Here is a 25,415-nt window from a genome sequence, read left to right on the forward strand (position 1 = left end):
TCAGTCACGGCTGTCTCTGGAATACTGGATGCCCCGCCTTCGCGGGGCATGACAGCGAGATATTAAACCCGCACCGGCCCCAGCGCGTCGAAATGCCCGCGCTTCTGCAACCAGGCCAGCAGCACCAGGCTCGGGATCGCCACCAGCACGCAGATCACGAAGAACATCGGCCAGCCGGTCGCCGCGGCCACGAAGCCCGCGCCTGACGAGAGATAGGTCCGCCCCACCGCCGCGAGCGCGGTGAGCAGCGCATATTGCGTCGCCGTGTGCAGCGGGTTCTGGCACAGCGCGGAGAGATAGGCGACGAAGATCACGGTGCCGATGGCGCTGGTGAAGTTCTCGGCGCAGATCGCGAACGCCAGCGCCCATTGACTGGTGCCAACCACGGCGAGCCAGGAAAAGGACAGGTTTGCCAGCGCCTGCACGATGCCGCCGATCCAGAGCGATGCCGCAAGCGGATAGCGCCGCGCCACGAAGCCGCCGGCAAAGCCGCCGACCAGGGTCGCAGCCAAGCCGACGCCCTTCACGATCGCCGCATAATCGTTGCGGGTGAAGCCGAGGTCGATCACGAACGGCGCGGTCATCGTGCCGGAGAAGGCGTCGGTGAACTTGAACAGCACGACGAAAGCCAGCGCGACCAGAGCGTCCTTGCGCGTCAGGAATTCCGAGAAGGCGCCGACCGCAGCCTGGATGACACGGTCGAAGGCCGGCGCCGCCTGCGTCGCGGCGTCTGCGCGCGCCGATTGCGCAGGCTCGGTCGCGACCAGCGCCGTGATCGTGCCGATCAGCACCATCGCGGCCATCACCACATAGCCCCACATCCAGGCGGAGGTGCGGGTGATGCCGGTGCTCTCGAAGCCCGAGACCATGAACAGCGCGCCCGCGGTCGAGATCAGCATGCCGATCCGATAGGCCGCGACGTAGGCGGCCATGCCGGCGGCCTGCTCGCTCTCCGGCAGGCTCTCGACGCGGAAGGCATCGACCACGATGTCCTGGGTCGAGGACGTCGCTGCGACCAGCAACGCGCCGAGCGCGACATAGAACGGCGAGCGCGCGGGGTCGGTCATCGCCAGCAGCAGGATCGCGACGATCAGCAGCAATTGCGAAAACACCAGCCAGCCGCGCCGCCGCCCGAAGGCGCGGGTGAACAGCGGCACGTGCAGCGCATCCACCAGCGGCGCCCACAGGAATTTCAGCGTGTAGGGCGTGCCGACCAACGCAAACAGCCCGATGGTCTTCAGGTCAACCCCGGCCTCGCGCATCCACACCAGCAGTGTCGATCCCGACAATGCCAGCGGCAGGCCGGAGGAGAAGCCGAGAAACAGCACGATCAGCACCCGCGGTTGCAGGTAAACGGCAAGACTGTCGCGCCAGGAGGTCGCAGGGGCGGGAGCGGCGGATGAGGTCGCGTCGGGTGCGGTCATGGGGCGATGTTAGCAGATTCTGGGGGAAAAGACTCGCTGGCGTCAGAGAGGCGTAAGCGCCTTCAGCATCCTCGCTGTCATCGTCCGCGAAGGCGGACGATCCAGTATTCACCAGCGATTCGGTTCAATCAGAGCTGCTGCGGCGTACTGGATACCCCGCCTTCGCGGGGTATGACGGCGTCACGGTGGCCCGGCAATCTCGTGATACAGATCATCCCAATTCGGATTGTGCTGTTCGATCAGCCGAACTTTCCAGGCCCTGTTCCACTTCTTGAGCCGTTTCTCCCGCTTGATTGCGTTCTCTGGGTCGTCGAACTGTTCGAAGTAGACCAGTCTTGCGACATCATACTTCTCTGTGAAGCTCTCGATGACCTTCGACTTGTGCTGCGCTACGCGGCGGATGAGGTCGTTGGTCACGCCAATGTAGAGCGTGCCACCGATCTTGCTGGCGAGAATGTAGACGTAGTAGTGGCGTCCACCCATCCGACCACCCTAGAGGTGTCACCGTCCGCGAAGGCGGACGATCCAGTACTCACCGGCGTCCCGGTTCAATCATATCCGCTGCGGCGTACTGGATGCCCCGCCTTCGCGGGGCATGACAGTGTGCCCTAATTCATTCCCCCGCCTGGAGCTTCCGCGGAAACAGCTCGCCTGCGCCCGTTGCGACCAGTCGCGGGCCTTCCGCGTCGGTCTTGCTGAAATCGAGCTCTTCGATTCGCCCGGCGCGCTTCTCGATCTTGTCGGCGGAGATCAGGATCTGGCGGACGTCCTCGTTCGCGTCGGAGAAATGTTTCTGCAGCTTGACCACGCGGTCCCTGAGACGACCCAGATCGTCGCCGAGCTTGATCACTTCGGTCTGGATCTGGTCGGCGGCATCGCGCATGCGCGCGTCCTTCATGATCTGCTGCATCACCTGGATCGCGAGCATCAGCAGCGAGGGCGACACCAGCACGACCTTGGCGCGGTAGGCCTTCTGGATCACGTCGTCGAAGCCGTCATGGATCTCGGCATAGACCGATTCTGACGGCACGAACATTAGCGCCATCTCCTGGGTCTCGCCGGTGACGAGATATTTTTCGGCGATGTCGCTGACATGCTTCATCACGTCGCCGCGCAGCCGCTGCGTGGCAACGCGCTTCTCCTCGTCGGTACGGGCGTCGTGCAGCGCGGTCATCGCCTCCAGCGGAAATTTCGCGTCGATGCAGAGCGGGCGCTGGTCGGGCAGGAACACGACGCAGTCGGGCCGCTTGCCGGTAGAGAGCGTGAACTGGAACTCGTAGGAGCCCTTGGGAAGACCGTCCTGGACGATCGCCTCCATCCGCGCCTGGCCGAAGGCGCCGCGCGACTGCTTGTTGGCGAGCACGTCGCGCAAGGTCGTCACCTGCGTGGTGAGATCGGTGAGGTTCTTGTGGGCGCTGTCGATGATGCCGAGCCGCTCGTGCAGGGCGCGCAGGCTCTCCATGGTGTTGCGGGTCGAATGTTCCATGGACTGGCCGACGCGATGCGTCACCGAATCCAGCCGCTCGTTGACCGCCCGCGCCATCTCGGCTTGGCGGCCGGCCAGCGTCTGGGTCATGGCATCGACCCTTCCCGCGGATTCGCTCTGGGCGCGTAGCACCTCGCTGAGGCGCTCCTCGAGCTCATCGGCCCGGATCGCATGCGCCATCGCGAGTTCCGCGCCGCGCCGCCCGGAGCGCGCGATCACCACCGCGATCGCCACCAGCAGGATGAGCACGAGGGCGCCGAAGCCGATCAGCGCGTCGATGGTGCGTACCGGCCAGTCGCCAGCCGTGAAAATGATCTCGTTCATGCAGCCTTGTAGCCGATTCGCCGGGCTCTCGCGAACGAAGAGGGAACGATGGCGGTTAACGACCCCCTAATTTTTATGGTTAAGGAAACCTGAAGTTTTATGGTTAGCGAGGGGTTAACGGAGTTCCCAGGCGCATTGACCGCATCCGGCATGCGGCTTAAATCGCGGCCATGGCCCTCAGAGAAATCATCATCCTGCCCGACAAGCAGCTGCGTCTCGTCTCTAAGCCGATCGAGAAGGTCACGGCCGAGATCCGCAAGCTTGCCGACGACATGTTCGAGACCATGTATGACGCACCCGGCATCGGGCTTGCGGCGATCCAGATCGCGCAGCCGCTGCGGCTGATCACCATGGACCTCGCCAAGCGCGACGAGGACGGCGAGACCAAGCCGCTGCCCCGCGTCTTCATCAATCCCGAGATCATCGCCTCCTCCGAGGAGCTGTCGGTCTACGAGGAAGGCTGCCTGTCGATTCCCGAATATTACGAGGAGGTCGAACGGCCCGCGAAGGTGCGCGTGCGCTTCACCGACCTCGACGGCAAGGTGCACGAGGAGGATGCCGAAGGCCTCTATGCCACCTGCATCCAGCACGAGATCGACCATCTCAACGGCGTGCTGTTCGTCGATTATCTGTCGAAGCTCAAGCGCGACCGCGTGATCAAGAAGTTCGAGAAAGCCGCCAAGCGCGCGGAATGAGGTTGCCGTCATTCCGGGGCGATGCGCAGCATCGAACCCGGAATCTCGAGATTCCGGGTTCGGCTCTTCGCGCCGCCCCGGAATGACCGTCAGTAGATTCGCGTTGCTCGCAGGTTTTTCCCATGCCTCTCCGCCTCATCTTCATGGGCACGCCCGATTTCTCCGTGCCGACGCTGCTCGAGCTGGTTGCGCACGGTCACGAGATCGTCGCCGTCTACACCCGCGCGCCCAAGCCGGGCGGTCGTCGCGGTCTGCAATTGCAGCCGACGCCGGTCGAGGAGGCTGCGCGAAAGCTCGGCATTCCCGTGCTGACACCGAAGACGCTGAAGACCCAGGAAGCGCTCGACGAGTTCAGCGCGTTCGGGGCCGACGCCGCAATTGTCGTCGCCTATGGCATGATCCTGCCGCAGGCGATCCTCGATGCACCAGAGCTCGGCTGCTACAATCTGCATGCTTCGCTGCTGCCGCGCTGGCGCGGCGCGGCCCCCATCAATCGCGCGATCATGGCCGGCGATGCCGAGAGCGGCGTGATGGTCATGAAGATGGATGTCGGCCTCGACACCGGCGACGTCGCCATGGCCGAGCGTCTTCCGATATCGGACACCATGACGGCGCTGGATTTGCACGACCGGCTCTCCCGCCTCGGCGCCGACCTGATGGTGCGCGCGATGGCCGCGCTCGGGCGCGGCGGACTCCAGCTCAGGAAGCAGAGCGAGGACGGCGTCACCTACGCCGCCAAGATCGACAAGGCCGAAGCGCGGATCGACTGGAGCAAGCCCGCGCGCGCGGTGCTGCGCCACATCCACGGCCTGTCGCCGTTTCCCGGCGCCTGGGCCGAGCTCGAGAATGCGCGCGTCAAGATCCTGCGCTGCGAACTGGCCGAGGGATCGGGCGCGCCGGGCGAGGCGCTCGACGATCAGCTCACCATCGCCTGCGGCGAGGACGCCATCCGCATCCTCGAGCTGCAGCGCGAGGGCAAGGGCCGCATGCAGGCCGCGGACTTTTTGCGGGGTGTGCCGGTGAAAGCGGGAGCGACGTTCACCTGACGCTGTCATACACCGCGCAGGCGGGGTATCCAGTACGCCGAGGCGTCTCGGCTCAATAGAGATGTCTCGGAGTACTGGATCGCCCGGTCAAGCCGGGCGATGACACCACCCGGATCGAGAATGCCCCGCTACAAGCTCACGATCGAATATGACGGCGCGCCGTTCTTCGGCTGGCAGGTCCAGGACACGCTGCCGTCGGTGCAGGGCGCGCTGGAAGCGGCGGTGAAGGCGATGACCGGCGAGGATCTGCGCGTGCATGGCGCGGGCCGCACCGATGCCGGGGTGCATGCACGCGGCCAGGTCGCGCATGTCGACATCGAGAAGCAGTTTCCGCCGGGCCGTTTTCGCGACGGGCTGAACGCGCATCTGCGCCCGCATCCGATCGCGGTGCTGGAAGCCGACATCGTGCCCGACAGTTTCGAGGCGCGTTTCTCGGCGGTGAAGCGCCACTACCGCTATCGCGTCATCAACACCCGCGCCAATCTCGCGCTCGACATCGGCCACGCCTGGCGCGTGCCGCGCAAGCTCGATGCCGATGCCATGCATGCGGCGGCCCAGCGCCTGCTCGGCAAGCATGATTTCACCACGTTTCGCGATACCGAGTGCCAGGCAAAATCGCCGGAGAAGACGCTGGATCAGCTTGACGTCGAGCGCGATGGCCGCGAGATCATCATCGTCACCTCGGCGCGCTCGTTCCTGCACAGCCAGGTGCGCTCGATGGTGGGCTCGCTGGTCTGGGTCGGCGAAGGCCGCTGGACCGCGGATGATCTCTCCGCAGCCCTCGCCGCGCGCAACCGCGCCGCCTGCGGCATCGTCGCGCCGCCGGACGGGCTGTATCTGATGCAGGTGGATTATTGAGGGGAGAGGGTAGGCGCTCGCACCGTACCCTCGGTGTCATTCCCCGCGAAGGCGGGGAATCCAGTACGCCGCGGCCCCTCGGGTCAATCACGGCCGTCTCTGGGATACTGGATCGCCCGCCTTCGCGGGCGATGACAGCGGCACTTGTTGAGGCAGGCCCTACCCAAAATACCGCGTCAGAATCCCGCGATACACCTTCGTCAGCTTCTCGAGATCCGCCACCGGCACGCGCTCGTCGATCTGGTGCATGGTCTGGCCGACCAGGCCGAACTCGATCACCGGGCAATAGCTGGAGATGAAGCGCGCATCCGAGGTGCCGCCTGACGTCGACAGCTCCGGCTTGCGTCCCGTCACCTCCTCGATCGCGGCGACTGCGAGATCGGTGAACGCGCCGGGTTTGGTCACGAACACGTTGGAGTTCGAGGGCTCCCAGACGATGCGGGCCTTGATGCGGTTGCCGCAGGCCTTTGCGAGCCGCGTTTCCACCAGTTCGCGCAAGCTGGCCTGGGTGTGATTGTCGTTGTAGCGGATGTTGAATCTGGCGCGGGCCTCGCCGGGGATGACGTTGAAAGCCTTGTTGCCGACGTCGACCGAGACGAATTCGAGGTTCGAGGCCTGGAATTGCGCGCTGCCGTGGTCGAGCGGCTCGTCGCTGATGGCGACGATCAGGCGCGAAATATCCGGCACCGGATTTGCCGCGCGATGCGGATAGGCGACGTGGCCCTGCACGCCGTCCACATAGAGCGTGCCGGATTGCGAGCCGCGGCGGCCGACCTTGATGGTGTCGCCGAGCGTCTCGACATTGGAGGGCTCGCCCAGCACGCAATGGTCGAACTTCTCGCCGCGCTCGGCGGCCCATTTCAGCAGCTTGATGGTGCCGTTGATGGAGACGTCTTCCTCGTCGCCGGTGATCAGGAACGAGATCGAGCCTGCACCATCGGCGCGCGGCTTGCCGCCGTTCGCGGCGAGATGCTCCAGGACAGCCGCGACCGAGCAGGCGATGCCGCCCTTCATGTCGACCGCGCCGCGGCCGTGCAGGACGCCGTCCTTCACCTCGCCGGAGAACGCGCCGACGCTCCAGGCGCTCTCGTCGCCCGGCGGCACCACGTCGGTGTGGCCGGCGAAGGTGATGTGCGGTCCTTCGGTGCCGATCCGCGCATAGAGATTGTCGACGTCGGCGATGCCGTCTTCGCTGAACGTCACGCGGTGGCAAGTGAAGCCCGCTGCGCCAAGGGCCTTTTCAAGCACTCCGAGCGCACCGGCATCGGCCGGGGTCACCGAGGGGCAGCGGATGAGATCGCGGGCAATCGAGAGAGCATCGGTCATGAGCCCCGCTTAACATGCATGCCGCCGGGTGGGCTAGCGCTGGGCGGGACAATTTCGATCTCGCGGCTCTGGTCCCAGTTTTGCTCAGGGGATGCGGGCACGGGGGGCTCCTCCTCGTCCCGTGCAAATGGATCAGGACCGAACCGGTTGTTGCCCGCCGTGCCGGGCACAATGAACATTTCCACGAGGCCCCACAGCCACAACGCGTGGATCCCCCAATAGAGCGGAACGAACCAGCGGGCGTCGGGCAGCAGATCCGAGAAATGAGCCATCAGGTTGGGGATGACGGCGAAAGGGACGATCCACCAGCCGCTGCGGTTGCGGTCGTGCAGCCGCTTGATCGCGGTCGCGAGGGAGATCCATGCGAACAGCGATGCGCCGAAAATCCTCAGCACCAGGCTCGCGCGCTCGGTGGGCGACAGCAGGCGATCTCTTCGCGGATCGATGATCCCAAGCAGGCTCTCGAAGCCAAAGTCGAAATCGAAGTCGATGCTGAACTTGAACTTGGCGGATTTGGCCCCGTCGGGGATGTTGATGGCCTGGTCTACGATTCCCAGCAAGCCCGCGAGCAGCGCGACGATCAGCAGCGCCTGCCACAGCAGGGCGCGGTTGATGCGGCCGTCGAAACGGAAGAGGTACCAGGTCCAGTCCATGCGAAGAACTCCGGGCGGTCAGGGCCGCCCGAAGATTGGTCGCGATGGTGGGAGGGTGGGTTCGATCCCGCTCTCAGACCCGTCATCCCCGCTTAACGGCTTCGCCGTTGCGCAGGGGTGACGGATTACGTTTTGCGGACGAACTCAATCCCGCAGCAGCTCGTTGATGCTGGTCTTGGAGCGCGTGCGTTCGTCGACGCGCTTGACGATGACGGCGCAGGCGGTGCTCGGGCCGATCTGGCCGTTCTTCATCGGCTTGCCGGGCAGCGCGCCGGGCACGACCACCGAATATTCGGGGACTTCGCCCATGAAGATCTCGCCGGTCTCGCGGTCGACGACCTTGGTCGAGGCGCCCAGGAACACGCCCATCGCCAGCACCGCGCCCTTGCGGACGATGACGCCTTCGGCGACTTCCGAACGCGCGCCGATGAAGCAATCGTCCTCGATGATCACGGGCTCGGCCTGGAGCGGCTCGAGCACGCCGCCGATGCCGGCGCCGCCGGAGATGTGCACGCGCTTGCCGATCTGGGCGCAGGAGCCGACGGTGGCCCAGGTGTCGACCATGGTGCTCTCATCGACATAGGCGCCGAGATTGACGAAGGACGGCATCAAGACGACGTTCTTGGCGATGAAGGCCGAGCGGCGCACGACCGCGCCCGGCACGGCGCGGAAACCGGCGTCGCGAAAGCGGTTCGGGCCCCAGCCTTCGAACTTCGAGGGCACCTTGTCCCACCAGCTCGCCTTGCCGGGACCGCCGCCGATGACGTCCATGTCGTTGAGGCGGAAGGACAGCAGCACGGCCTTCTTCAGCCACTGGTTGACCTTCCACTTGCCGTCGGCGCCGCGCTCGGCGACGCGGGCCTCGCCCTTGTCGAGGGTCTCCAGCGCCTGGTCCACGGCCTCGCGCACTTCGCCCTTGGTCGAGGTCGAGATGCCGTCACGCGCGTCGAAAGCGCTGTTGATGGTGGATTCGAGGGCTGCAAGCGACATGGGATTTCCTCTGGGAGGCGGGAATTTTGACGGATTGGGGCGCTTTTTCGGGATTTGGAGGGGCGGAGTCAAGGCTGGGTTCGCCATCATCACCCACCAAGATCCGTAGCCCGCATGAGCGAAGCGATATGCGGGACCGCTCGGACCAATTCCCGGATGTCGCTACGCTCATCCGGGCTACGGGACTACGGCCTTATCGAGGGAGCCCCGCCAAAAACCCCGTCAAATCATCCGTGACGTGGTCGACATGGTCGGCGTCCCGGCCCTCCAGTTCCCAATCCTCCCGCACCACCTCCTTGGTCCCATCCGGGACCACCAGCACCGTGGTCATGCCGAGCGCGTGCGGGACGGTGAGGTTACGGGCGAGGTCCTCGAACATCGCCGCGCGAGTCGGGTCGACGGAATGGTCGCCCAGAAATTTCCGGTAGGTCTGTTCCGCCGGCTTCGGCTCGAACCCGGCCGCGATGATGTCGAACACGCCGTCGAAATGTGAGCCGAGGCCGAGCCGCGCCAGCACGGCGTCGACATGGTCGACCGAGCCATTGGTCAGGATCAGCTTGCGCCCCGACAACTTGGCGATGGCCTCGCCGAGCGCCGGGTTCGGCTCCAGCGGCGAGTGGTCGATCTTGTGGACGTAAGCGAGGTAGTCGTCGGCCGAGACGCCATGCAGGGTCATCATGCCGCGCATGGTGGTGCCGAAGCGGCGGTAATAGTCCTTCTGGATGTTACGCGCTTCCTCCGGCCCGACATTCAGCCAGTTGCACACGAACTCGCCGATTCTGGCATCGACCTGCTGCCACAGATTGACGTGATGCGGATAGAGCGTGTTGTCGAGGTCGAACACCCAGGTGTCGACATGGGCGAAGGTGCGGGGAGGGGTCATCGCAACTCTCTCATTCACGGCACCGCGAACCGCAGCGTCTTGCCGCCGCTCGACATATCGACCGCACCAAATCCCGTCGTCGCAAATCCGCGCGCGCCGCAATCGGTCTGCTCATTGGTCTCGAACTTTGTCTCGCGGGTGCAGAGCTGCTTGTCGCCGCCCCAGCTCAGCGGCCGGTCCTTCAGCTTGACCGCGCGGTTGTCGGCGTCGACGGCTTCCGCGAAGCTGAGGATCTGCTTCGGCTGGCCGCTCACATCAGGATGCAGGCATGTCTTGGGATCGATGCGATACCAGCCGCGGCTGGTCACGGACTTGCCGTCATCGGTCGCGATCGCCGCCATCACCTTGTGCGGGGTGTCGTTGCACCAGGTGAGGCCGGTGGCGGACGGCGTCTGCACCGCGTCGACCATGGTCTTGAAGAAGTTCGGCGAGCCCACGATGTCGGACGCCAGGCCGCGGCTCTTCAGGAACGCTGCGAGCGCGCCTTGCGTCTTCGGCCCGTCGACGCCGTCGATCGGCGCCGCGTCATAGCCGGCGATCACCAGCAGCCGCTGGATGCCGGCAAGGCGCGCCTGCTCGTCGTCATATTCGGAATCCTCGGCGAGATAGGCGACGAGGTTGCCGTCCGCCCCCTGCGTCGGCGTCACCTGCGTGAATGCGACCTGGGTTTGCCCGCTGCGGCATTGCCGCGCGGCCGCGATGACGAAATTGTCCTGCGCGACACAGAGCATGTCGCTGCCGCTTTGCGGGATCGGGGAGGCGCCGTAGACGCCGAGCGCGCGGGCGTTGAGCAAGATGCGGTCGGCGGTCAGCGTGCCCTGCACCACCACGCGGCAGGTGGCGGGATCGATCCTGAACCAGCCGCGCGTTGCCGTCGCCGCCTTGTCGTCGATGCCGATCGCGGCCTCGACCACGTAGGACATGCGATTGCAGATCTTGAGGTCGGCGAAAGCCGGCGCGGATGAGAAGACGAGCGAGATGATCGCGGCCGGCAACGTCATCAGGAAGCGGGTGAGGGGCGAGCTGCGGGGAGGCTGAACGCTCCGCTCGTCATGGCCGGGCAAAAGCGCGGAGCGCGCCTGAACGGACAAGTCCCGGCCATCCACGCCTTGTTTCGGCAAAGAAAGGGCGTGGAGACCCGGGACAAGCCCGGGCATCACGCCCTGTTTTCTCGGCCGTTTGCTCATCACTTGTGGATCAGCGTTCCCGTGCCCGTGTTGGTGAACAGCTCGAGCAGCACCGCATGCTGCATCTTGCCGTCGATGATGACGACGCCCTGCACGCCCTGCTCGAGCGCGTAGATGCAGGTCTCGACCTTCGGGATCATGCCGCCGGAAATGGTGCCGTCGGCGATCAGCTTGCGCGCGTCCTTGACCGACATTTCGGGGATCAGCTTCTTCGACTTGTCGAGCACGCCCGGCACGTCGGTGAGCAGCAGCAGGCGCTTGGCCTTCAGCGCGCCCGCGATCGCGCCGGCAAAGGTGTCGCCATTGACGTTCAGCGTCTGGCCGTCATGTGAGGTGGCGAGCGGCGCCAGCACCGGGATCAACTCGTAGCCGATCAGTTGGTTGAGCAGCGTTAGGTCGACCTTCTCGGGGTCGCCGACAAAGCCGAGATCGATCACCTTCTCGATGTGCGAATCCGGATCGACCATGGTGCGCGTCGTCTTCGACGCCTTGACCATGTTGCCGTCCTTGCCGCAGAGGCCGACGGCCTTGCCGCCGGCGTCGTTGATGTAGCCGACGATCTGCTTGTTGACGGAGCCGGCCAGCACCATCTCGACCACCTCGATCGTCGCGGCGTCGGTGATGCGCAGGCCGGCTGCGAATTCCGAGGTGATGCCGAGGCGCTTCAGCATGGTCGCGATCTGCGGCCCGCCGCCGTGCACGACGACCGGGTTGATCGCGGTCTGCTCGAGCAGCACGATGTCGCGCGCGAAGTTCTTCGCGGTCTCCTCGTCGCCCATGGCATGGCCGCCATATTTGATGACGATGGTTTCTTCGTCGTACTGCTGCATGTGCGGCAGCGCTTCGGACAGGATGCGGGCCTGGTCGAGCGGAGAAATTTCGGTCATGTCACGGTCTCGCTGGCGGGTCGGTCGGTGCGCGTTCTATCCGATTGGCGGCCGTGGCGCAAAGTGTGGGTTCTTCCCCTCTCCCCTTGTGGGAGAGGGTGGCTCGCCGCGGTAGCGGCGAGACGGGTGAGGAGTCTCTATCCGCGAGTGACCCTTTCGTAGCGTCGGACGCGGAGACAGACCCCTCATCCGGCGCTTCGCGCCACCTTCTCCCACAAGGGGAGAAGGAAGAAAGGGCCCTATTTGTTGGGCCCCACCACCGCCGCGAGCGTCACCGCCAGCCAGCCCGCGATCATCACCGTTCCGCCGGTCGGCGCAGCCATTGGAAACAGCGAATGCCCGGCATATTGCCGCAAGGTGAGATCGCCCGCGAACAGCACAGCGCCGATCACGAAGCCGAACGCGGCGACGGTGCCAATTCCGCCGTGCAGAAGGCCACGCGCGAGCAGGGCGACAGATGCCAATATGGCAGTTGCATGAAACAGCAGCATGGCGCTCGCCGTGGCGAGCCGGCTCGCATCCGCGCCGTGGGCGGAGGCCGCGGCCAGCGCGACGCCGGCGGCGCCCATCAAGCCGGCAAGCCCGATCGCCACACGATGCGCCATCATCACGAGGTTCGCTCTTCCAGGAGCTTCGCCATCGCGGCGCGCAGGCTCTCCATCCCGGTGGAGGTCCGCGACGAGGTCGCGAGCACATTCGGGAACGCGGCCGGATGCTTGGCCAGCGCAGCCTCGGTCTCGGCGATGCGCGTTTCCAGCTCGGACGCCTTCACCTGGTCGGCCTTGGTCAGCACGACCTGGTAGCTGACGGCGGAGCGGTCGAGCGTCTTGAGGACTTCGAGATCGACCTCCTTGAGCCCATGGCGCGCGTCGATCAGCACGTAGACGCGGGCGAGCGAGGCGCGTCCCAGCAGGAATTTGTGGATCAGCTCGGTCCAGGACGCGACCTGGCTCTTCGGCGCCTTGGCATAGCCGTAGCCGGGCATGTCGACGAGACGCAGATCGGTCTTGCCGGGGACCTCGAAGAAGATCAGCTCCTGGGTGCGGCCCGGTGTGTGCGAGGTGCGCGCCAGCGCGTTGCGTCCGGTCAGCGCGTTGATCAGGCTCGACTTGCCGACATTGGAGCGGCCGGCAAAGGCGATCTCCAGCCCCGCCATCGGCGGCAGCGCCTGGATCGAGGGCGAGGCCCAGATGAACTGCCAGTCACGTGCGAACAGCTTTCGCCCGGCTTCGATCAGCTTCGCATCTTTATCGTCGGTCATGCGAAGCTCGCTCTTTCCCGTCATTGCGAGCGAAGCGAAGCAATCCAGAAATGCATCCGCGGAGGGATACCGGATTGCTTCGTCGCTTCGCTCCTCGCAATGACGATGCCTACGTCGCCTTCCTCGCGAACGTCGCCTTGAGATTGTCGAACAGCTCCACCTTCACGCCGTTGCGGCGCATGATGTAGCTCTGCTGGAGCACCGAGAGGGTGTTGTTCCAGGCCCAGTAGATCACAAGACCCGCCGGGAAGCCCGCCAGCATGAAGGTGAAGATCAGCGGCATCCAGTTGAAGATGATCTGCTGGGTCGGATCCGGCGGCGTCGGGTTCAGCTTCATCTGGAACCACATCGTGATGCCCATGATGATCGGCCAGATGCCGAGCGCGAGGTAATGGCCGAACACCGGAATGGTGGTCGGATCGACCGGGATCAGCCCGAACAGGTTGAACAAATTGGTCGGATCCGGCGCCGAGAGGTCCTTGATCCAGCCGAAGAACGGTGCGTGCCGCATTTCGATGGTGACGAACAGCACCTTGTAGAGCGAGAAGAACACCGGGATCTGGATCACCACGGGAAGACAGCCGGCGACCGGATTGATCTTCTCCTTGCGGTAGATCTCCATCATCTCCTGCTGCTGCTTCACCTTGTCGTCGGGGTAGCGCTCCTTCAGCGCCGCAAGCTGCGGCTGGACCGACTTCATCTTCGCCATCGAAGCGTAGGACTTGTTCGCCAGCGGGAAGAACAGCAGCTTCACGATCACGGTCACGAGCAGGATCGAGATGCCGAAATTGCCGAAGAAGCGGTAGAAGAAGTCGAGACCGAGGAACATCGGCTTGGTGATGAAGTAGAACCAGCCCCAGTCGATCAACAGATCGAAATGGTTGAGGCCGAGCTCCTTGTTGTAGCCACCGAGGCCGGCGAGCGGGAATACGCCGACGACGCCGGCTTCCTTGGCACCCGCGAACAGCCGCGCATTCGCGGTCGCAGTGCCGCCGATCGCGACGGTGACGGGATCGAGCAGATAGTCGGTCTGGTAGGTGTGGACGTTGCCGACCGGGTTCGAGGAGAAGCGTGCCTGCAGCTGCGCGTTGGTGTCGGGCAGCAGCGCCGAGGCCCAGTATTTGTCGGTGATGCCGAGCCAGCCATTGGTGGCCTTGAAGTCGACCTTCTTGGCTTCGTCGATCTTCTTGTAGGCATATTCCTGCAAGCCCTGGTCGCCGAGATAGCCGATCAGGCCTTCATGCAGGATGTAGTAGCCGGAGACCTGCGGCGCGCCGTGGCGCGAGATCAGCGCGAACGGATAGAGCGTCACCGGCGCATTGCCGACATTGCTCACCTCGTCCTTGATGGTGAAGAGATAATGGTCGTCGACCGCGACGGTGCGGCGGAAGGTGAGGCCGTCGCCATTCTCCCACCTCAGCACCACTGGCGTCGTCGGCGTCAGGCTGCCGCTGCCGTCCTGCTGCCAGACGGTCTGCGCATCCGGCATCTTCGACGTCACGCCGGTCGCCGCCACCCAGCCGAACTCGGCGTAATAGGGCTCTGCGGTGCCCGAGGGCGAATAGAGGATGATCGGCGGCGACTTCGCGTCGACCGTTTCGCGGAACTGCACCAGTGCGATGTCGTCGATGCGGCCGCCCTTGAGCGAGATGCTGCCGACGATGCGCGGGGTGTCGATCTTCACGCGCGGGCTGGCGGCGATCGCGGCGTCGCGCGCCACGACCGGCTGGGCCGCCTGGCTGGCGCCCGGCGTTGCCGGCTGGGTCGCGGCACCGGGCTGCGGCGCGGCGCCCGGCGTCGCAGAGGCGGTCGGCTGCGGCGTGCTCTTCTGCAGCTCGGCCTGGGCCTGCTGCTGGGCGCGCTGCTTCTCCATCGCCGGTACATTGTAGAAATACTGCCAGGCGATCAGGACGAGGCCCGACAGAATGACGGCGAGAATGGTGTTGCGATTGTCGGTCATCTCTAATGTCTCGTCATCAATCCGGTTTGCGGCCGGCAGGGGCGGCGGCGCCTGGCTTTTGGCCACGTCCCGTCGAGGGTCCCTTGTGAGACCCTCTGGCCGTATGCCGCGCGGGCTTCGTGAACGCTATGCGCAGATCGTCGAGCATGGCGGCGAAGGGGCGCGAGAGCGCGTCCCTTCGGCCGACCAGCACATAATCATGGTGGGGCTGCATCGACACCGGATCGAGCCGCTTCACCAGTTCGCGAAGCCGGCGCCGGATGCGATTGCGCGCGGGGGCGTTGCCGTTCTTTTTGGTAACGGTGAAGCCGATCCGGATAGGGCCGGAATCATCGCGGGGGCGGCTTTGCAGGACGAACGCGGGACTGTTCGCCCGCGCGCCATTGGCAACGGCGAGGAAATCCGCCCGCTGCCTCAGCCGATCCATGATGAAATCCCGGAAAAGGGGGTCCGGCTCAGGCGCTCAGACGCTTGCGGCCGCGGGCGCGGCGGGCGGCGAGGACCTTGCGGCCGCCGGCAGTAGCGAGACGGGCACGGAAGCCGTGACGGCGCTTGCGCACCAGTTTGCTGGGTTGATAAGTCCGCTTCACGGGTTTTTCTCCGCTGACCGGGCAATTTGCCTGTAGAATTGATGGTAAAGCCCGGAAGATGCGGCCCCAAACGGGCCCTTTTTCGGCCCCAAGAGAGCCGCTCCCGGCGTCACACCGGGTCATCGCGGACAATTTGCGCGGCTTATAAGCGAGCGCCTTGTTTTCGTCAACGCCGCACAAGCGCACGTTTTCAGTGAATATCGCTGTTTGTGCGGGGTTTTTAACCCTTGAGGTGGCGACTCGCGATATCAGCGCTTACATCCCACCTCGGCAGATTAGCGATCCGTAATTTGACCCGACCGGGGTCGGGCCGCATCTTTCTACCGCCAATCCTTCATAGGCCAAGGCAGCGAGGGCGAATTTCGTGGCAGCGACAGACCGCCAGCCGATCCAGGATCAGGATCAGCCGGACCAGCCGGCGACGCGCTCCCGCGGGACGCGCGGGCTCGGCCTGTCGGGCAAGCTGCTGCTGCTGACCGTTCCCCTGGTGATGATCGCCGCCAGCCTGCTTTACGTGCCCGCCATCGCCAACTTCTGGGTCAACCGGCTGAACGACCGCGTCGCCGCGGCCAATACGGCCGCCCTGGTGCTGGACGCTGCGCCGCTCGGCATGGTTCCCGATTCGCTGTCGCGCCAGATCCTCAAGAGCATCAACGCCCGCGCCGTCGCCATCAAGATGGGCCAGCAGCGCCGCCTGCTCGCCAGCGACAATCTACCTGCCACGATCGAGCACGACGTCGACCTGCGCGACATGACCGTGTGGGAGGCGATCATCGGCTCGTTCCAGATGATGCTGGAGACCGGCAACCAGCCGATCCGCATCGTCGGCCCCGGCGTCGGCAATGCCCAGTTCGTCGAGATCGTGACCGACGAATTGCCGCTGCGGCAGCAGATGTACCGCTTCTCCCGCAACGTCGTGGTGGTCGCCCTGATCATCGGCGTCCTGACTGCGGGACTGGTCTATTTCGCGCTTCATTTTCTGTTCGTTCGCCCGATGCGGCGGCTGACCGCGAGCCTGGTCGGCTTTCACGAAAACCCTGAAAGTTCGGCCGGAATCATCGTGCCGACGCAGCGCAGCGACGAGATCGGCGTTGCCGAGCGCGAATTGTCCGACATGCAGCGCGATCTGATGTCGATGCTGCATCAGAAAAGTCGTCTCGCCGCCCTCGGCCTCGCGGTGTCCAAGATCAACCACGATCTGCGCAACCTGCTCGCCTCGGCCCAATTGCTGTCGGATCAGCTCGCCAGCGTGCCGGATCCGCGGGTGCAGCGCTTTGCACCGAAACTCGTTCGCTCGCTCGAGCGCGCCATCGCCTTCTGCCAGTCGACACTCTCTTATGGCCGCGCCCAGGAGGCCGCGCCCGACCGCCGCATGATCATGATCGAGCCCGTGGTGCTGGAGGTGCGCGAGACCGCAGGTCTTGCCTCCGACGCCTCGATCGCCTGGGTCGCGGCGATCGAGCGCGGGCTCGCCATCGATGCCGACCCCGATCAGCTGTTCCGCGTGCTGCTCAACCTCGTCCGCAACGCGGCCCAGGCGCTGGAGAGCCATTCCACCGGCGAGGGCGGCCCGCAGCAGATCCGGATCACCGGAAAGCGCGAAGGCGCGGTCGCGATCCTCGAAGTCTCCGACACCGGCCCCGGCGTACCCCAGAAGACCAGGAACCATCTGTTCGAGGCGTTCCAGACCTCCGGCCGACCCGGCGGCAGTGGCCTTGGCCTCGCCATCGCCGCCGAGCTGGTCCGCGCCCATGGCGGCGACATTCACTTGGTCGAAGGCACCATCGGCGCCACCTTCCGCATCGTCATCCCCGACCGCCCGGTGGAGCTGCTCTCGATCCGCAACGAGCGGCAGCGGGCGTAGTCGGCCAGCGGCCTAGCGGGCGGTCTCTGGGCGGTGCGCGCGCCCATTTATCCTGTCATTCCGGGGCGCGACGAAGTCGCGAGCCCGGAATCCATACCCGCGAGCCGGGGTTATGGATTCCGGGCCTGGCCTTCGGCCATCCCGGAATGACGACAACGAGGTGGAGGTCCGCGAAAATCTCCCCATCCCGGACCTTGCCAATCGGGGCAAGAGCGGTTAGTCAGAGCGCTCTTTCGCACCCCTCCGGCGCTGTCCGGAGGCTGCCTGCGGGCCTAGGCCCGCACTGTTCGCGAAAAACGCGCCCGTAGCTCAGCTGGATAGAGCATCAGACTACGAATCTGAGGGTCGGACGTTCGAATCGTTCCGGGCGCGCCATTCTTCGCCGAAAGGTCAGGACCAAGCAGCATCTGGTCGCCAGACGGGCCCGAGACCGGATGGCTATGCCTTGTGAGGAGCTGGATGAGGATATCGCAGGCGTTCAAGTTCGAGGCGGCGCATCGGCTGCCCAACGTGCCTGAGACGCACCGATGCCGGCGGCTGCATGGTCATTCCTATCGGGTCGAGGTCCAGTTGGACGGACCGGTCGATCCGTACACCGGTTTCGTCGCCGATTTCTTCGACATCGAAAGCAGCTTCGCCGACATCATGGCCGCGCTGGACCACCATTGCCTGAACGAGGTCAAAGGCCTCGAGAACCCGACCGCCGAGAACATCGCGGTATGGATCTGGGACCGCTTGAAGCCGAGCCTCTCGCAACTCTCGGCGGTGCGGGTTTATGAAACCGCGGACTGCTGGGCCGAATATAACGGGCAGTGACGACGGCCCTGCGCTCATCCGGCGCGGGCCTCCCCCAGATCGACTGGATGGCGTCAGACGACGAATCCGAGGGGCGGACGTTCAAATCGGCCGTGCGCGACGTTCGCTGCGTTGATTTTCCAACAGCGGCGCGTTCCGAAGGAATTTCCGACCGACGTTGCCAAAGTGGCCCGCCGAAAGTTGGTGCAACTGAACAATGCCACAATGCTTGGTGATCTCGTGGCGCCACCGGGCAACCGGCTGGAAGCTCTGCGAGGCGACCTCGCTGGCAAGCATTCAATCCGAATAAGCGATCAGTGGCGGATCGTATTCGTATGGAGCGATCAGGGACCGGAGGAGGTCGAGATCGTGGATTATCATTGAGAGGCATACTGGCATGGCCAAGAAACTTCCTCCTGTTCATCCCGGAGAAGTCCTGCGCGAGGAATTCCTGCGCCCCCTGGACCTCTCGCCTTACGCGGTGGCTCGTGCCGTTGGCGTGCCGCGCACGCGAATTGAGCGGCTCGCCAATGAACAAACCCCGGTGACCGCCGACACGGCCCTTCGGCTCGGCAGATATTTCGGCACCTCGGCCGCTTTCTGGATGGGCATCCAGACACAGTATGACCTTGAACGGGCCGAGGATGAATTGGGTGCCACGCTGCGCAAGATCGCCCCAGCGCGCGAAGCTAAACCGGCCGCCTGATCGCGGGTTGGAAATCCTTGCGCAATCGCGCGGATCACTTTTAGCCGCAGCGCCCCTCTTCATTGGCCGCGGCGCGCCATTCCGGTAGTAATTACGCCCCATGCGCAGCATCGATCGCCTGTTCATCCTCCTCGTTCTATTCCTGATAGCCGCCCCGGTGCTTCCAGCCACCGCGGCCGAAACCTGTCCGTTCATCAGCGCCCAGGAGCTCGCCCGTGCGATGCCGGCGCTCAAATGGTCGCTGATTTCAAATCAGGACGGCCGCGGCTGCATCTACCAGGCCGGGCGCGGCGACACGATGATGCTCTCCGTGTTCCGCAATCCCGACAAGGACCGCGCCAGGGAATTGTACGCGACCTTCGTCAAGACGCTCGGCGAGCGCATGCCGCTCAGCCCAGTTGCGGGGATCGGCGAGGAAGGCCAGGGCGGAACGAGCGGTGCCGGCGCGGAGCGCCAGGAGGCCTCGGTCGTCGCCTTGTCAGGCGACTCCATTCTGCAGCTCACCGTCTATCCGATCGGTCGGCGCGCCGACGATGCGCTGCTCGGGCCGATCACCGAAGCTGCGCGAATTGCCATTGGCAGTGTCAGCAAAAGCAGCGAGCGGTTCGGCACGTGCGAGTGGCTCACGGCCGGCGATGCCGACGGCTTTCTCGACGCGAGCACGCTGACGGTGCAGCGGACCGGCGCGGGCAGCTGCATGATGTTCGATCGCGAGGCCAACACCATGACGGTCGCGGTGATCGCGACCTCGCGCGGCACCGCCGCCGGCATGATGAAGCGTGCGGGCCCCTGCAAGCACGTGGCGATTCCCGAACTCGGCGGCGAAGCGTTCGGCGAGCATTCCTGCACCAAGGGCAACGGCAACGCCGTCAACATCTTCGTCTGGAAGAACGGCAAGCAGGCCTCGATCCTGTTCGCACCGGTCAAGCCGCACGCCGAGTCCGGTTCGGTCGAACGTCTGAAGGCGGTCGCGACGCGGGTCTACGGAAAGCTGTGACGGGAGGTGTGCCGAGTGCCGGCAGCCTCTCGCCGCGCGAAGAGGCTGCCGCGGGCTCAGGCGCTTATCATGGGCAGGCGTGACGCATGCCGTCGTGGCCGAGATAGGTCCCAGAGCCCGGATCGTAGGAGCGATAACGCTGCGCACAATAGGCGGCGGCATTGGATTGAGCCTGGCTGTTGGCGATTGCGCCGCCGATGATGGCGCCGGCCGCGAGGCCGCCCAGGACGGCCGCGCCGCCACCGTAATGACCGTGATGGTGCCCGTAATAGCCATGCCGATGTCCGTGCCCATGACGGTACTGCACCTGCTGCACGCTGTTGTCAGGCGAGGGGTTTGCAATCGGCAAAGGCGCCGCGACCACCTGCGATGCCGCTGTCGAGAGCATCACCCCGGCGGCCGCGAGGGCGACGAAAGTTCTACGCATTGTCATATCAAGCTCCATGTCGTTGAGGATGCTGGAGCAACGGCCGCTTGCCGGCTCCGTTCCTGCAACACGCGGAGAGCGTCAGAGGGTCGCAGAAAATGAATTGTTCGTAAGGATGCGAGTCCGAGAGCAAACGCGCCCAGCATTACGAAACACCGCGCCGGCCCGCGTCTAGCTGTCCTCGCGGTCCCGCCGCCGGAAGGGATCGGCGACATCATCGTGACCGCTGCGGCTGCTGAAGAACATCAGGGCCATCAGCCCGCAACCGATCAGCAGTGAGAAGAAGGCTCCGAGACCGAGCGCGATCCAGCCATGCTTGCCCATCTCGACGCCGCCGCTGGTTTCCCAGACGGAAACTCCCCAAACAGCGGTGAGGATCAACATGGCTCCGAGAGCAATCAACAGGGCGATTTGGCCGGCACTGATGTTCTTCATGGTTGTTCCCATTGTCGTGCCCGACGAAACTCAATTGCGAAGGGGCGATGAGGTGTTCCCTGACGATGCCGACCTCCTCGCCGCTTCTATGAGTTCGCCTGCCGAAGCATGGTAGCGAGGCCCGGAAGCGTATTCGTTGAGCTGCAGCAAGTTGCAGGTCGTCGCAACCTGCCCGGTAGGCCACGCCGGCAAGAGGGCGCGCATCCGGAGCTGCGCGCCCGCTATTGCGAGACAGTCATGCTCGGTCGGATCCGTCGATCATTTCTGACTCGGAGACAGCAAGAACGGTCAGGCCTCTGATGCGCTTGTCCGGCGTCTCGAACGCGATGCGCTGTCCCACCGAAAGGCCGATCAGGGCCGCTCCGACGGGTGTCAGGATCGAAATCCGGCTGAGCGCGATGTTGGCCTCGTGCGGATAGACCAGCACGATCTCACGGCTCGCACCCCTGTCATCGCGATAGGTCACTTTGGAGCCCATTCTGACCACGCCGCGCAAATCGTGCTCTTCCGCGACCGTCGCGCGGTCCAGCTCGCGAGCCAGAAACTGAGCGACACCAGGAAACAGGTCCATGGTCGAATTCGCCAGCGAGCTGAGACGCTGCGATTCGTCTTTTGCGAGCATGATCGGCGGCAACACGAGATGGTCTCCCTTAATCTCGGCTTCAAAGTCCTGCATTGATTTCTCCTATGCTGCAGTCGGTCCGGGATCGTCGTCGAGCGGCCTGCCGCGCCGGCTCGCCGGAAACAGATTGACGACGTTCGGGCTCGATCGGTTGATGGTCTCAACCCTGACGACGTTCAGGCAACCGGCGACGAAGTACGGCATTTGATCGCCGACCCGCAGGCCGATCAAGGCCGCTCCCAGAGGTGACAGGATCGAGATGCGGGCCGGATCCGACCAGCACTCCTCGGGCCAGACCAATTGCACCGTGCGACGCGGAACGCCCCAATTGGTGCAAAAGGTGACCCATGATCCCACGATCACCCGGGAGCCGAGATCGTCCCACGCGTCCGGCACGATGTCGGCTCGGTTGATCTCACCCAGGAGGAAAATCCCGTCCAGATCACCTCGCTGTGCGGCGCGGCGGGCAAGCTGTTCGAGCCGGGGATAGTCCGATGCGTTGAGCGCGATTTTTGGAAGAGGCAGCACGGCACACTCCTTCTGCTTCAAGACGACCTCTCGGGGAGAGGTCACGAAAGCTGGAAAAGAGCCCGGACGGCGCACGCACCGTCCGGCTAACCGCCTGCTTGGAGGCGGCCGGCGTGAAGACCAAAACGCGCGGTGCGCGCGTCTATGTCGACGACATATGCCATGACGTTCTGAATATAGTGGCTCCCTTGGCTGGAGACATTGCGGCGAAACCGCACAGCGGCGAGTGATTCAAGCTTCGCAGCGGGCCATGACCTGGCGGCGATGCAAGCCACAGCCCCCTGTGGCTGCCAGCATGGGAACCCGCGCGGCCGCAGGATTCCCCATCATTGATCTGCAGCAATGATGATCCCGACCACCAGTGCTAGAAGGATTCGCAAGTCGCGACTCAGGGCTCCCCTGCCGGTCGCGATAATCTTATCGCGTGCTGGAATCCGAGGGCTAAATGGGACGACTCCTGAATATCGTGACGCCGCTGCATACCGCGACCAAGCGCGACTACATGGGGCGCATGAACGACGACAAGATCGGCTGCTCGCTGAAGGCGCGGGAATACGAGGCCGATTATTGGGATGGCGATCGCCGCTTCGGCTATGGCGGCTACCGTTTCATGGAGGGGCGCTGGGCGCCGGTCGCCAAGGCGCTGATCGAGACCTATGGCCTCAAGGACGGCTCCAGCGTGCTCGACGTCGGCTGCGGCAAGGGCTTCCTGCTGTACGAGATGCAGAAGATCCTGCCCGGCCTGAAGGTCGTCGGCTTCGATATCTCCAAGCACGGCCTCGCCAATTCGCACGAGCAGGTGCGGCCCTATCTGTTCAACTATCGCGCCCAGGACATCTATCCCTATGGCGACGACAGTTTCGACCTCGTGATCTCGCTCGGGACCCTGCACAATCTCAGGCTCTACGAGCTCGAGGCGGCGCTCAAGGAAGTCGAGCGGGTCGGCAAGAACAAATACGTCATGGTCGAGGGCTACCGGAACGTCGCCGAGCTGCACAACCTCGAATGCTGGGCGCTGACCGCGGAGTCGATCCTGCACACCTCGGAATGGATCTGGCTGTACGGCAAGCTCGGTTACACCGGCGATTACGAATTCATCTATTTCGAGTGATCGGGCGCTTCCCATGGACATCAAGACTGCCAAGGCGGCAATCCTCGTCGAATCGGGCAAGCCGCTGATTGTCGACGAGTTCAATTTGCCGGACAGGCTCGAACACGGCCAGGTGCTGGTGCACGTGCACACGTCGAGCATCTGCGGTGCGCAGATCAACGAGATCGACGCCGTCAAGGGCGTCGACAAGTTCCTGCCGCACTTGCTGGGACACGAAGCGCTGGCCACCGTCGTCGAAACCGGACCCGGCGTGGTCTCCTGCAAGCAGGGCGACACCGTCGTCATGCATTGGCGGCCGGGCAAGGGCGTCCAGGCCAACACGCCGGCCTATTCCTGGCGCGGCAAGCGCCTCAATGCCGGCTGGGTCACCACCTTCAACGAATATGCGGTGGTGTCGGAGAATCGCGTCACGCCCGTGCCTGCCTCGATCGACCGCACCAGCGCGCCGCTGCTCGGCTGCGCCGTGACGACCGCGCTCGGCGTCGTCAACAACGACGCGCAGATCGCCATCGGCGAAGCCGTCGTCGTGTTCGGCGTCGGCGGCGTCGGATTGAACATCGTGCAGTTCGCCGCGATGGTCGGGGCCTATCCGGTGATCGCGATCGACCGCCTCGACAACAAGCTCGAAATGGCCAAGAAGTTCGGCGCCACCCACCTCATCAACTCCGAGGCGGTCAAGGATGTCGCTGCCGAGATTCGGGCGATCACCGGCGCTGATGGCCCCGACAAGGTCGTCGAGACCACCGGCGTCAAGAATCTGATCGAGCTCGCCTACGAGATCACAGCGAAGAAGGGCCGCTGCATTCTCGTCGGCGTTCCCCGCGAAAAGGCCGAGATCTACACGCTGCCGTTACACTTCGAGAAGGTGCTGAAGGGTTCGGAAGGTGGGCAATGCCAGCCGGCGCGCGATATTCCGCGGCTGGTTCGTCTGAGTGACGCCGGCAAGGTGGACTATCGCGGGATCGTGACGCACGAATTCGCGCTCGACGACGTCAACGACGCGCTGGATTTGATGCGCAGCGGCACATCTGGACGAATCCTGCTGAACATCAGCTGACCGCAACGCAGGCGCCGACGATATGTCGGCGCTGGCGCTGCAGCAGCCAGGCGGCGATCGCGATGTTGACGATATTCCAGGCGATGCCGTTGACCAGCGCCGAGGCATAGGAGCCGGTCCGGTCAAAGATCGCGCCGGCCATCCAGCCACCCAGCGCCATGCCGGCAAGCGTGACCGAGATGGCGAGGCTGATGCGAAAGCCGGCCTCCCGCGCCGGAAACAGCTCGCGGATGATCACCGCGTAGCTCGGCACGATGCCGCCCTGCGCCAGTCCGAAAATCGCGGACACCACGTAAAGCGAGACCAGCCCGTTGAACGGCAGATAGAGCGCAAGCGCTGTCGCCTGCATCGCCGAGCCCAGCAGCAGGGTGGGCAGGCCGCCGATGCGGTTCAACAGCCAGCCGAAGACGAGACGGCTCGCCACGCTGAAGCCGAGCATCACCGCCAGCATCTCGGCGCCGCGTGCGGAGCCGTAACCGAGGTCGCCGCAATAGGCCACCAGATGGACCTGGGGCATCGCCATGGCGACGCAGCAGCATATGCCGGCCAAGGCGAGCAAGCCCTGGGTGGCGGACGGCGGCAGGCCGATGGTCTGCATCGTCGTGCTTCCGCTCGCCACTTCGCGCGCGGCATTGGGCACAGCCGGCCGCCGCTGCAACACCAGGGAGAGCGGCAGCATCGTCGCCAGGCAGAACAGGCCGATGCCGATATGGGTCTGTCGCCAGCCATGTGCGGCGATGGCGTGTTGAACCAGTGGTGGCCAGACCACGCCGGCAAGAGAGCTGCCGGCCGTCGCCAGAGAAATGGCGAGGCCGCGGTGTCTGTCGAACCACAAGGAGACGTCGGCCACCAGCGGCGCAAAGCTGGCCGCGCCGCCGAGGCCGATCGTGACGCCCGAGATCAGTGCAAACACGGACAAGCTCGGCGCGAAGGCGCTGAGGACGTAGCCGAGGCTCATCAGGACCGTGCCGCCGGCCAGCGGCGGCAGGATGCCAAAGCGATCCGCGAGGCGGCCGACGACGATGCCGCCGATCATGAAGCCGATGATGGCGAGCGTGTAGGGCAGGGTCGCCTCGGCGCGCGGCGCGTTGAAATCGGCCTGCACCGCCGGCAACGCCACGACCAGCGACCACATGCCGACGCAGCCCAGCGTGCTGAGGATCATGCTGACGGTGAGACGAATCCAGGAATAGGAGTTTTCGATCGACGGCGTTTGGGGCGGCACTACGGTGGGTTCCTTGGGCTGCACTTGAGATCAGCCCTGGGCTATCGCCCGCCGTCAGCGGCGACAAAGCAGGATTTC

The 25,415-nt window shown here is 64.7% G+C and carries 29 protein-coding genes and 1 tRNA gene; 11 read left to right on the forward strand and 19 right to left on the reverse strand.

The window, feature by feature from the left end; translation table 11 throughout:
- Positions 1-62: 62 nt before the first annotated feature.
- The 3 genes from QRQ56_RS19800 to QRQ56_RS19810 all read right to left on the reverse strand — a co-directional run bounded on the left by QRQ56_RS19800 (position 63) and on the right by QRQ56_RS19810 (position 3,234).
- Complete coding sequence (locus QRQ56_RS19800) at positions 63-1,424, reverse strand: AmpG family muropeptide MFS transporter (RefSeq protein WP_438742460.1); 1,362 nt, start codon at positions 1,422-1,424, stop codon at positions 63-65.
- Positions 1,425-1,604: 180 nt separating this feature from the next.
- Positions 1,605-1,907 (reverse strand): GIY-YIG nuclease family protein, encoded by a 303-nt coding sequence (locus QRQ56_RS19805; protein ID WP_438742462.1) that lies wholly within the window; start codon positions 1,905-1,907, stop codon positions 1,605-1,607.
- Positions 1,908-2,037: 130 nt separating this feature from the next.
- Positions 2,038-3,234: a DNA recombination protein RmuC gene (locus QRQ56_RS19810; RefSeq protein WP_438742464.1), complete on the reverse strand. Its 1,197-nt coding sequence runs from the start codon at positions 3,232-3,234 to the stop codon at positions 2,038-2,040.
- A 170-nt stretch (positions 3,235-3,404) separates the two neighbouring features.
- Here QRQ56_RS19810 and def point away from each other — a divergent pair, with 170 nt between their 5' ends.
- From def to truA, 3 genes are all read left to right on the forward strand, one after another.
- The gene (def, locus tag QRQ56_RS19815; RefSeq protein ID WP_438742467.1) at positions 3,405-3,929 is read left to right on the forward strand and encodes a peptide deformylase; all 525 of its coding nucleotides are present in this window, start codon (positions 3,405-3,407) and stop codon (positions 3,927-3,929) included.
- A 122-nt stretch (positions 3,930-4,051) separates the two neighbouring features.
- Positions 4,052-4,975: a methionyl-tRNA formyltransferase gene (fmt, locus tag QRQ56_RS19820; protein WP_438742469.1), complete on the forward strand. Its 924-nt coding sequence runs from the start codon at positions 4,052-4,054 to the stop codon at positions 4,973-4,975.
- A gap of 120 nt (positions 4,976-5,095) precedes the next feature.
- Entirely contained in the window at positions 5,096-5,833 is a 738-nt protein-coding gene (gene truA, locus QRQ56_RS19825; protein ID WP_438742471.1) for a tRNA pseudouridine(38-40) synthase TruA, read from the forward strand.
- Positions 5,834-5,992: 159 nt separating this feature from the next.
- Here truA and dapE read toward each other — a convergent pair whose 3' ends face one another.
- The 11 genes from dapE to rpmH all read right to left on the reverse strand — a co-directional run bounded on the left by dapE (position 5,993) and on the right by rpmH (position 15,570).
- Complete coding sequence (dapE, locus tag QRQ56_RS19830; RefSeq protein WP_438742473.1) at positions 5,993-7,159, reverse strand: succinyl-diaminopimelate desuccinylase; 1,167 nt, start codon at positions 7,157-7,159, stop codon at positions 5,993-5,995.
- On the reverse strand, positions 7,156-7,812 hold the full coding sequence (locus QRQ56_RS19835; protein WP_438742474.1) for a DUF805 domain-containing protein: 657 nt from the start codon (positions 7,810-7,812) through the stop codon (positions 7,156-7,158). The genes dapE and QRQ56_RS19835 overlap by 4 nt, the downstream gene beginning before the upstream one ends.
- A gap of 144 nt (positions 7,813-7,956) precedes the next feature.
- On the reverse strand, positions 7,957-8,802 hold the full coding sequence (dapD, locus tag QRQ56_RS19840; RefSeq protein ID WP_438742475.1) for a 2,3,4,5-tetrahydropyridine-2,6-dicarboxylate N-succinyltransferase: 846 nt from the start codon (positions 8,800-8,802) through the stop codon (positions 7,957-7,959).
- Positions 8,803-8,995: 193 nt separating this feature from the next.
- Entirely contained in the window at positions 8,996-9,685 is a 690-nt protein-coding gene (locus QRQ56_RS19845) for a pyrimidine 5'-nucleotidase (protein ID WP_438742477.1), read from the reverse strand.
- A gap of 14 nt (positions 9,686-9,699) precedes the next feature.
- The gene (locus QRQ56_RS19850; RefSeq protein WP_438743008.1) at positions 9,700-10,686 is read right to left on the reverse strand and encodes a DUF1036 domain-containing protein; all 987 of its coding nucleotides are present in this window, start codon (positions 10,684-10,686) and stop codon (positions 9,700-9,702) included.
- A 185-nt stretch (positions 10,687-10,871) separates the two neighbouring features.
- On the reverse strand, positions 10,872-11,759 hold the full coding sequence (gene argB, locus QRQ56_RS19855) for an acetylglutamate kinase (RefSeq protein ID WP_438742479.1): 888 nt from the start codon (positions 11,757-11,759) through the stop codon (positions 10,872-10,874).
- A gap of 239 nt (positions 11,760-11,998) precedes the next feature.
- Entirely contained in the window at positions 11,999-12,367 is a 369-nt protein-coding gene (locus QRQ56_RS19860; protein ID WP_438742481.1) for a DUF423 domain-containing protein, read from the reverse strand.
- Positions 12,367-13,020 (reverse strand): ribosome biogenesis GTP-binding protein YihA/YsxC, encoded by a 654-nt coding sequence (gene yihA / locus QRQ56_RS19865; RefSeq protein WP_438742483.1) that lies wholly within the window; start codon positions 13,018-13,020, stop codon positions 12,367-12,369. Before yihA ends, QRQ56_RS19860 begins: the two co-directional genes overlap by 1 nt.
- 109 nt (positions 13,021-13,129) lie before the next feature.
- Positions 13,130-14,980, reverse strand: a complete 1,851-nt coding sequence (gene yidC / locus QRQ56_RS19870) for a membrane protein insertase YidC (RefSeq protein WP_438742485.1) — start codon at positions 14,978-14,980, stop codon at positions 13,130-13,132.
- A gap of 16 nt (positions 14,981-14,996) precedes the next feature.
- A complete protein-coding gene (gene rnpA / locus QRQ56_RS19875) occupies positions 14,997-15,407 on the reverse strand; it encodes a ribonuclease P protein component (RefSeq protein WP_438742487.1) in 411 nt (136 codons plus the stop codon).
- 28 nt (positions 15,408-15,435) lie between these two features.
- Positions 15,436-15,570: a 50S ribosomal protein L34 gene (gene rpmH / locus QRQ56_RS19880; protein WP_008542748.1), complete on the reverse strand. Its 135-nt coding sequence runs from the start codon at positions 15,568-15,570 to the stop codon at positions 15,436-15,438.
- Between the two features lie 364 nt (positions 15,571-15,934).
- Here rpmH and QRQ56_RS19885 point away from each other — a divergent pair, with 364 nt between their 5' ends.
- From QRQ56_RS19885 to QRQ56_RS19910, 6 genes are all read left to right on the forward strand, one after another.
- Complete coding sequence (locus QRQ56_RS19885; protein WP_438742489.1) at positions 15,935-17,434, forward strand: ATP-binding protein; 1,500 nt, start codon at positions 15,935-15,937, stop codon at positions 17,432-17,434.
- Positions 17,435-17,732: 298 nt separating this feature from the next.
- Positions 17,733-17,809, forward strand: a tRNA-Arg gene (locus QRQ56_RS19890).
- An 84-nt stretch (positions 17,810-17,893) separates the two neighbouring features.
- The gene (gene queD, locus QRQ56_RS19895; protein ID WP_438742490.1) at positions 17,894-18,250 is read left to right on the forward strand and encodes a 6-carboxytetrahydropterin synthase QueD; all 357 of its coding nucleotides are present in this window, start codon (positions 17,894-17,896) and stop codon (positions 18,248-18,250) included.
- A gap of 165 nt (positions 18,251-18,415) precedes the next feature.
- Positions 18,416-18,613 (forward strand): type II toxin-antitoxin system RelE/ParE family toxin, encoded by a 198-nt coding sequence (locus QRQ56_RS19900; RefSeq protein WP_438743009.1) that lies wholly within the window; start codon positions 18,416-18,418, stop codon positions 18,611-18,613.
- 13 nt (positions 18,614-18,626) lie between these two features.
- On the forward strand, positions 18,627-18,935 hold the full coding sequence (locus tag QRQ56_RS19905) for a HigA family addiction module antitoxin (RefSeq protein ID WP_063199905.1): 309 nt from the start codon (positions 18,627-18,629) through the stop codon (positions 18,933-18,935).
- A 100-nt stretch (positions 18,936-19,035) separates the two neighbouring features.
- Complete coding sequence (locus QRQ56_RS19910) at positions 19,036-19,932, forward strand: hypothetical protein (RefSeq protein WP_438742493.1); 897 nt, start codon at positions 19,036-19,038, stop codon at positions 19,930-19,932.
- 67 nt (positions 19,933-19,999) lie between these two features.
- Here QRQ56_RS19910 and QRQ56_RS19915 read toward each other — a convergent pair whose 3' ends face one another.
- From QRQ56_RS19915 to QRQ56_RS19930, 4 genes are all read right to left on the reverse strand, one after another.
- The gene (locus QRQ56_RS19915) at positions 20,000-20,359 is read right to left on the reverse strand and encodes a BA14K family protein (protein WP_438743010.1); all 360 of its coding nucleotides are present in this window, start codon (positions 20,357-20,359) and stop codon (positions 20,000-20,002) included.
- Between the two features lie 171 nt (positions 20,360-20,530).
- On the reverse strand, positions 20,531-20,794 hold the full coding sequence (locus tag QRQ56_RS19920) for a hypothetical protein (RefSeq protein ID WP_438742495.1): 264 nt from the start codon (positions 20,792-20,794) through the stop codon (positions 20,531-20,533).
- Positions 20,795-21,029: 235 nt separating this feature from the next.
- Positions 21,030-21,470, reverse strand: coding sequence for a nucleoside diphosphate kinase regulator (gene rnk, locus QRQ56_RS19925; RefSeq protein ID WP_438742497.1), 441 nt, complete (start codon positions 21,468-21,470; stop codon positions 21,030-21,032).
- A gap of 9 nt (positions 21,471-21,479) precedes the next feature.
- A complete protein-coding gene (locus tag QRQ56_RS19930; protein ID WP_438742498.1) occupies positions 21,480-22,019 on the reverse strand; it encodes a GreA/GreB family elongation factor in 540 nt (179 codons plus the stop codon).
- 370 nt (positions 22,020-22,389) lie between these two features.
- Here QRQ56_RS19930 and QRQ56_RS19935 point away from each other — a divergent pair, with 370 nt between their 5' ends.
- A complete protein-coding gene (locus QRQ56_RS19935) occupies positions 22,390-23,055 on the forward strand; it encodes a class I SAM-dependent methyltransferase (RefSeq protein ID WP_438742500.1) in 666 nt (221 codons plus the stop codon).
- 13 nt (positions 23,056-23,068) lie between these two features.
- Positions 23,069-24,112 carry a zinc-binding dehydrogenase gene (locus tag QRQ56_RS19940; RefSeq protein WP_438742501.1) on the forward strand — a complete coding sequence of 348 codons (1,044 nt, stop codon included), beginning with the start codon at positions 23,069-23,071 and terminating at the stop codon, positions 24,110-24,112.
- Here QRQ56_RS19940 and QRQ56_RS19945 read toward each other — a convergent pair.
- Positions 24,105-25,337 (reverse strand): MFS transporter, encoded by a 1,233-nt coding sequence (locus QRQ56_RS19945; RefSeq protein ID WP_438742502.1) that lies wholly within the window; start codon positions 25,335-25,337, stop codon positions 24,105-24,107. The genes QRQ56_RS19940 and QRQ56_RS19945 overlap by 8 nt on opposite strands.
- Positions 25,338-25,415 lie beyond the last annotated feature (78 nt).

Origin of the sequence: Bradyrhizobium sp. U531 (genome assembly GCF_051710265.1) — a bacterium.
Taxonomy (GTDB): Bacteria; Pseudomonadota; Alphaproteobacteria; order Rhizobiales; family Xanthobacteraceae; genus Bradyrhizobium.

Bases quoted from the DNA above. Each gene is read 5' to 3' on its own strand.
- queD (WP_438742490.1), top strand. From the start codon at position 17,894: ATGAGGATATCGCAGGCGTTCAAGTTCGAGGCGGCGCATCGGCTGCCC.
- dapD (WP_438742475.1), bottom strand. From the start codon at position 8,802: ATGTCGCTTGCAGCCCTCGAATCCACCATCAACAGCGCTTTCGACGCG.
- QRQ56_RS19800 (WP_438742460.1), bottom strand. From the start codon at position 1,424: ATGACCGCACCCGACGCGACCTCATCCGCCGCTCCCGCCCCTGCGACC.
- QRQ56_RS19915 (WP_438743010.1), bottom strand. From the start codon at position 20,359: ATGCGTAGAACTTTCGTCGCCCTCGCGGCCGCCGGGGTGATGCTCTCG.
- QRQ56_RS19910 (WP_438742493.1), top strand. From the start codon at position 19,036: ATGCGCAGCATCGATCGCCTGTTCATCCTCCTCGTTCTATTCCTGATA.
- QRQ56_RS19805 (WP_438742462.1), bottom strand. From the start codon at position 1,907: ATGGGTGGACGCCACTACTACGTCTACATTCTCGCCAGCAAGATCGGT.
- rnpA (WP_438742487.1), bottom strand. From the start codon at position 15,407: ATGGATCGGCTGAGGCAGCGGGCGGATTTCCTCGCCGTTGCCAATGGC.
- QRQ56_RS19810 (WP_438742464.1), bottom strand. From the start codon at position 3,234: ATGAACGAGATCATTTTCACGGCTGGCGACTGGCCGGTACGCACCATC.
- yidC (WP_438742485.1), bottom strand. From the start codon at position 14,980: ATGACCGACAATCGCAACACCATTCTCGCCGTCATTCTGTCGGGCCTC.
- QRQ56_RS19920 (WP_438742495.1), bottom strand. From the start codon at position 20,794: ATGAAGAACATCAGTGCCGGCCAAATCGCCCTGTTGATTGCTCTCGGA.
- QRQ56_RS19835 (WP_438742474.1), bottom strand. From the start codon at position 7,812: ATGGACTGGACCTGGTACCTCTTCCGTTTCGACGGCCGCATCAACCGC.
- argB (WP_438742479.1), bottom strand. From the start codon at position 11,759: ATGACCGAAATTTCTCCGCTCGACCAGGCCCGCATCCTGTCCGAAGCG.
- fmt (WP_438742469.1), top strand. From the start codon at position 4,052: ATGCCTCTCCGCCTCATCTTCATGGGCACGCCCGATTTCTCCGTGCCG.
- rnk (WP_438742497.1), bottom strand. From the start codon at position 21,470: ATGCAGGACTTTGAAGCCGAGATTAAGGGAGACCATCTCGTGTTGCCG.
- QRQ56_RS19850 (WP_438743008.1), bottom strand. From the start codon at position 10,686: ATGACGTTGCCGGCCGCGATCATCTCGCTCGTCTTCTCATCCGCGCCG.
- dapE (WP_438742473.1), bottom strand. From the start codon at position 7,159: ATGACCGATGCTCTCTCGATTGCCCGCGATCTCATCCGCTGCCCCTCG.
- QRQ56_RS19860 (WP_438742481.1), bottom strand. From the start codon at position 12,367: ATGATGGCGCATCGTGTGGCGATCGGGCTTGCCGGCTTGATGGGCGCC.
- QRQ56_RS19845 (WP_438742477.1), bottom strand. From the start codon at position 9,685: ATGACCCCTCCCCGCACCTTCGCCCATGTCGACACCTGGGTGTTCGAC.
- def (WP_438742467.1), top strand. From the start codon at position 3,405: ATGGCCCTCAGAGAAATCATCATCCTGCCCGACAAGCAGCTGCGTCTC.
- truA (WP_438742471.1), top strand. From the start codon at position 5,096: ATGCCCCGCTACAAGCTCACGATCGAATATGACGGCGCGCCGTTCTTC.
- QRQ56_RS19940 (WP_438742501.1), top strand. From the start codon at position 23,069: ATGGACATCAAGACTGCCAAGGCGGCAATCCTCGTCGAATCGGGCAAG.
- QRQ56_RS19905 (WP_063199905.1), top strand. From the start codon at position 18,627: ATGGCCAAGAAACTTCCTCCTGTTCATCCCGGAGAAGTCCTGCGCGAG.
- yihA (WP_438742483.1), bottom strand. From the start codon at position 13,020: ATGACCGACGATAAAGATGCGAAGCTGATCGAAGCCGGGCGAAAGCTG.
- QRQ56_RS19935 (WP_438742500.1), top strand. From the start codon at position 22,390: ATGGGACGACTCCTGAATATCGTGACGCCGCTGCATACCGCGACCAAG.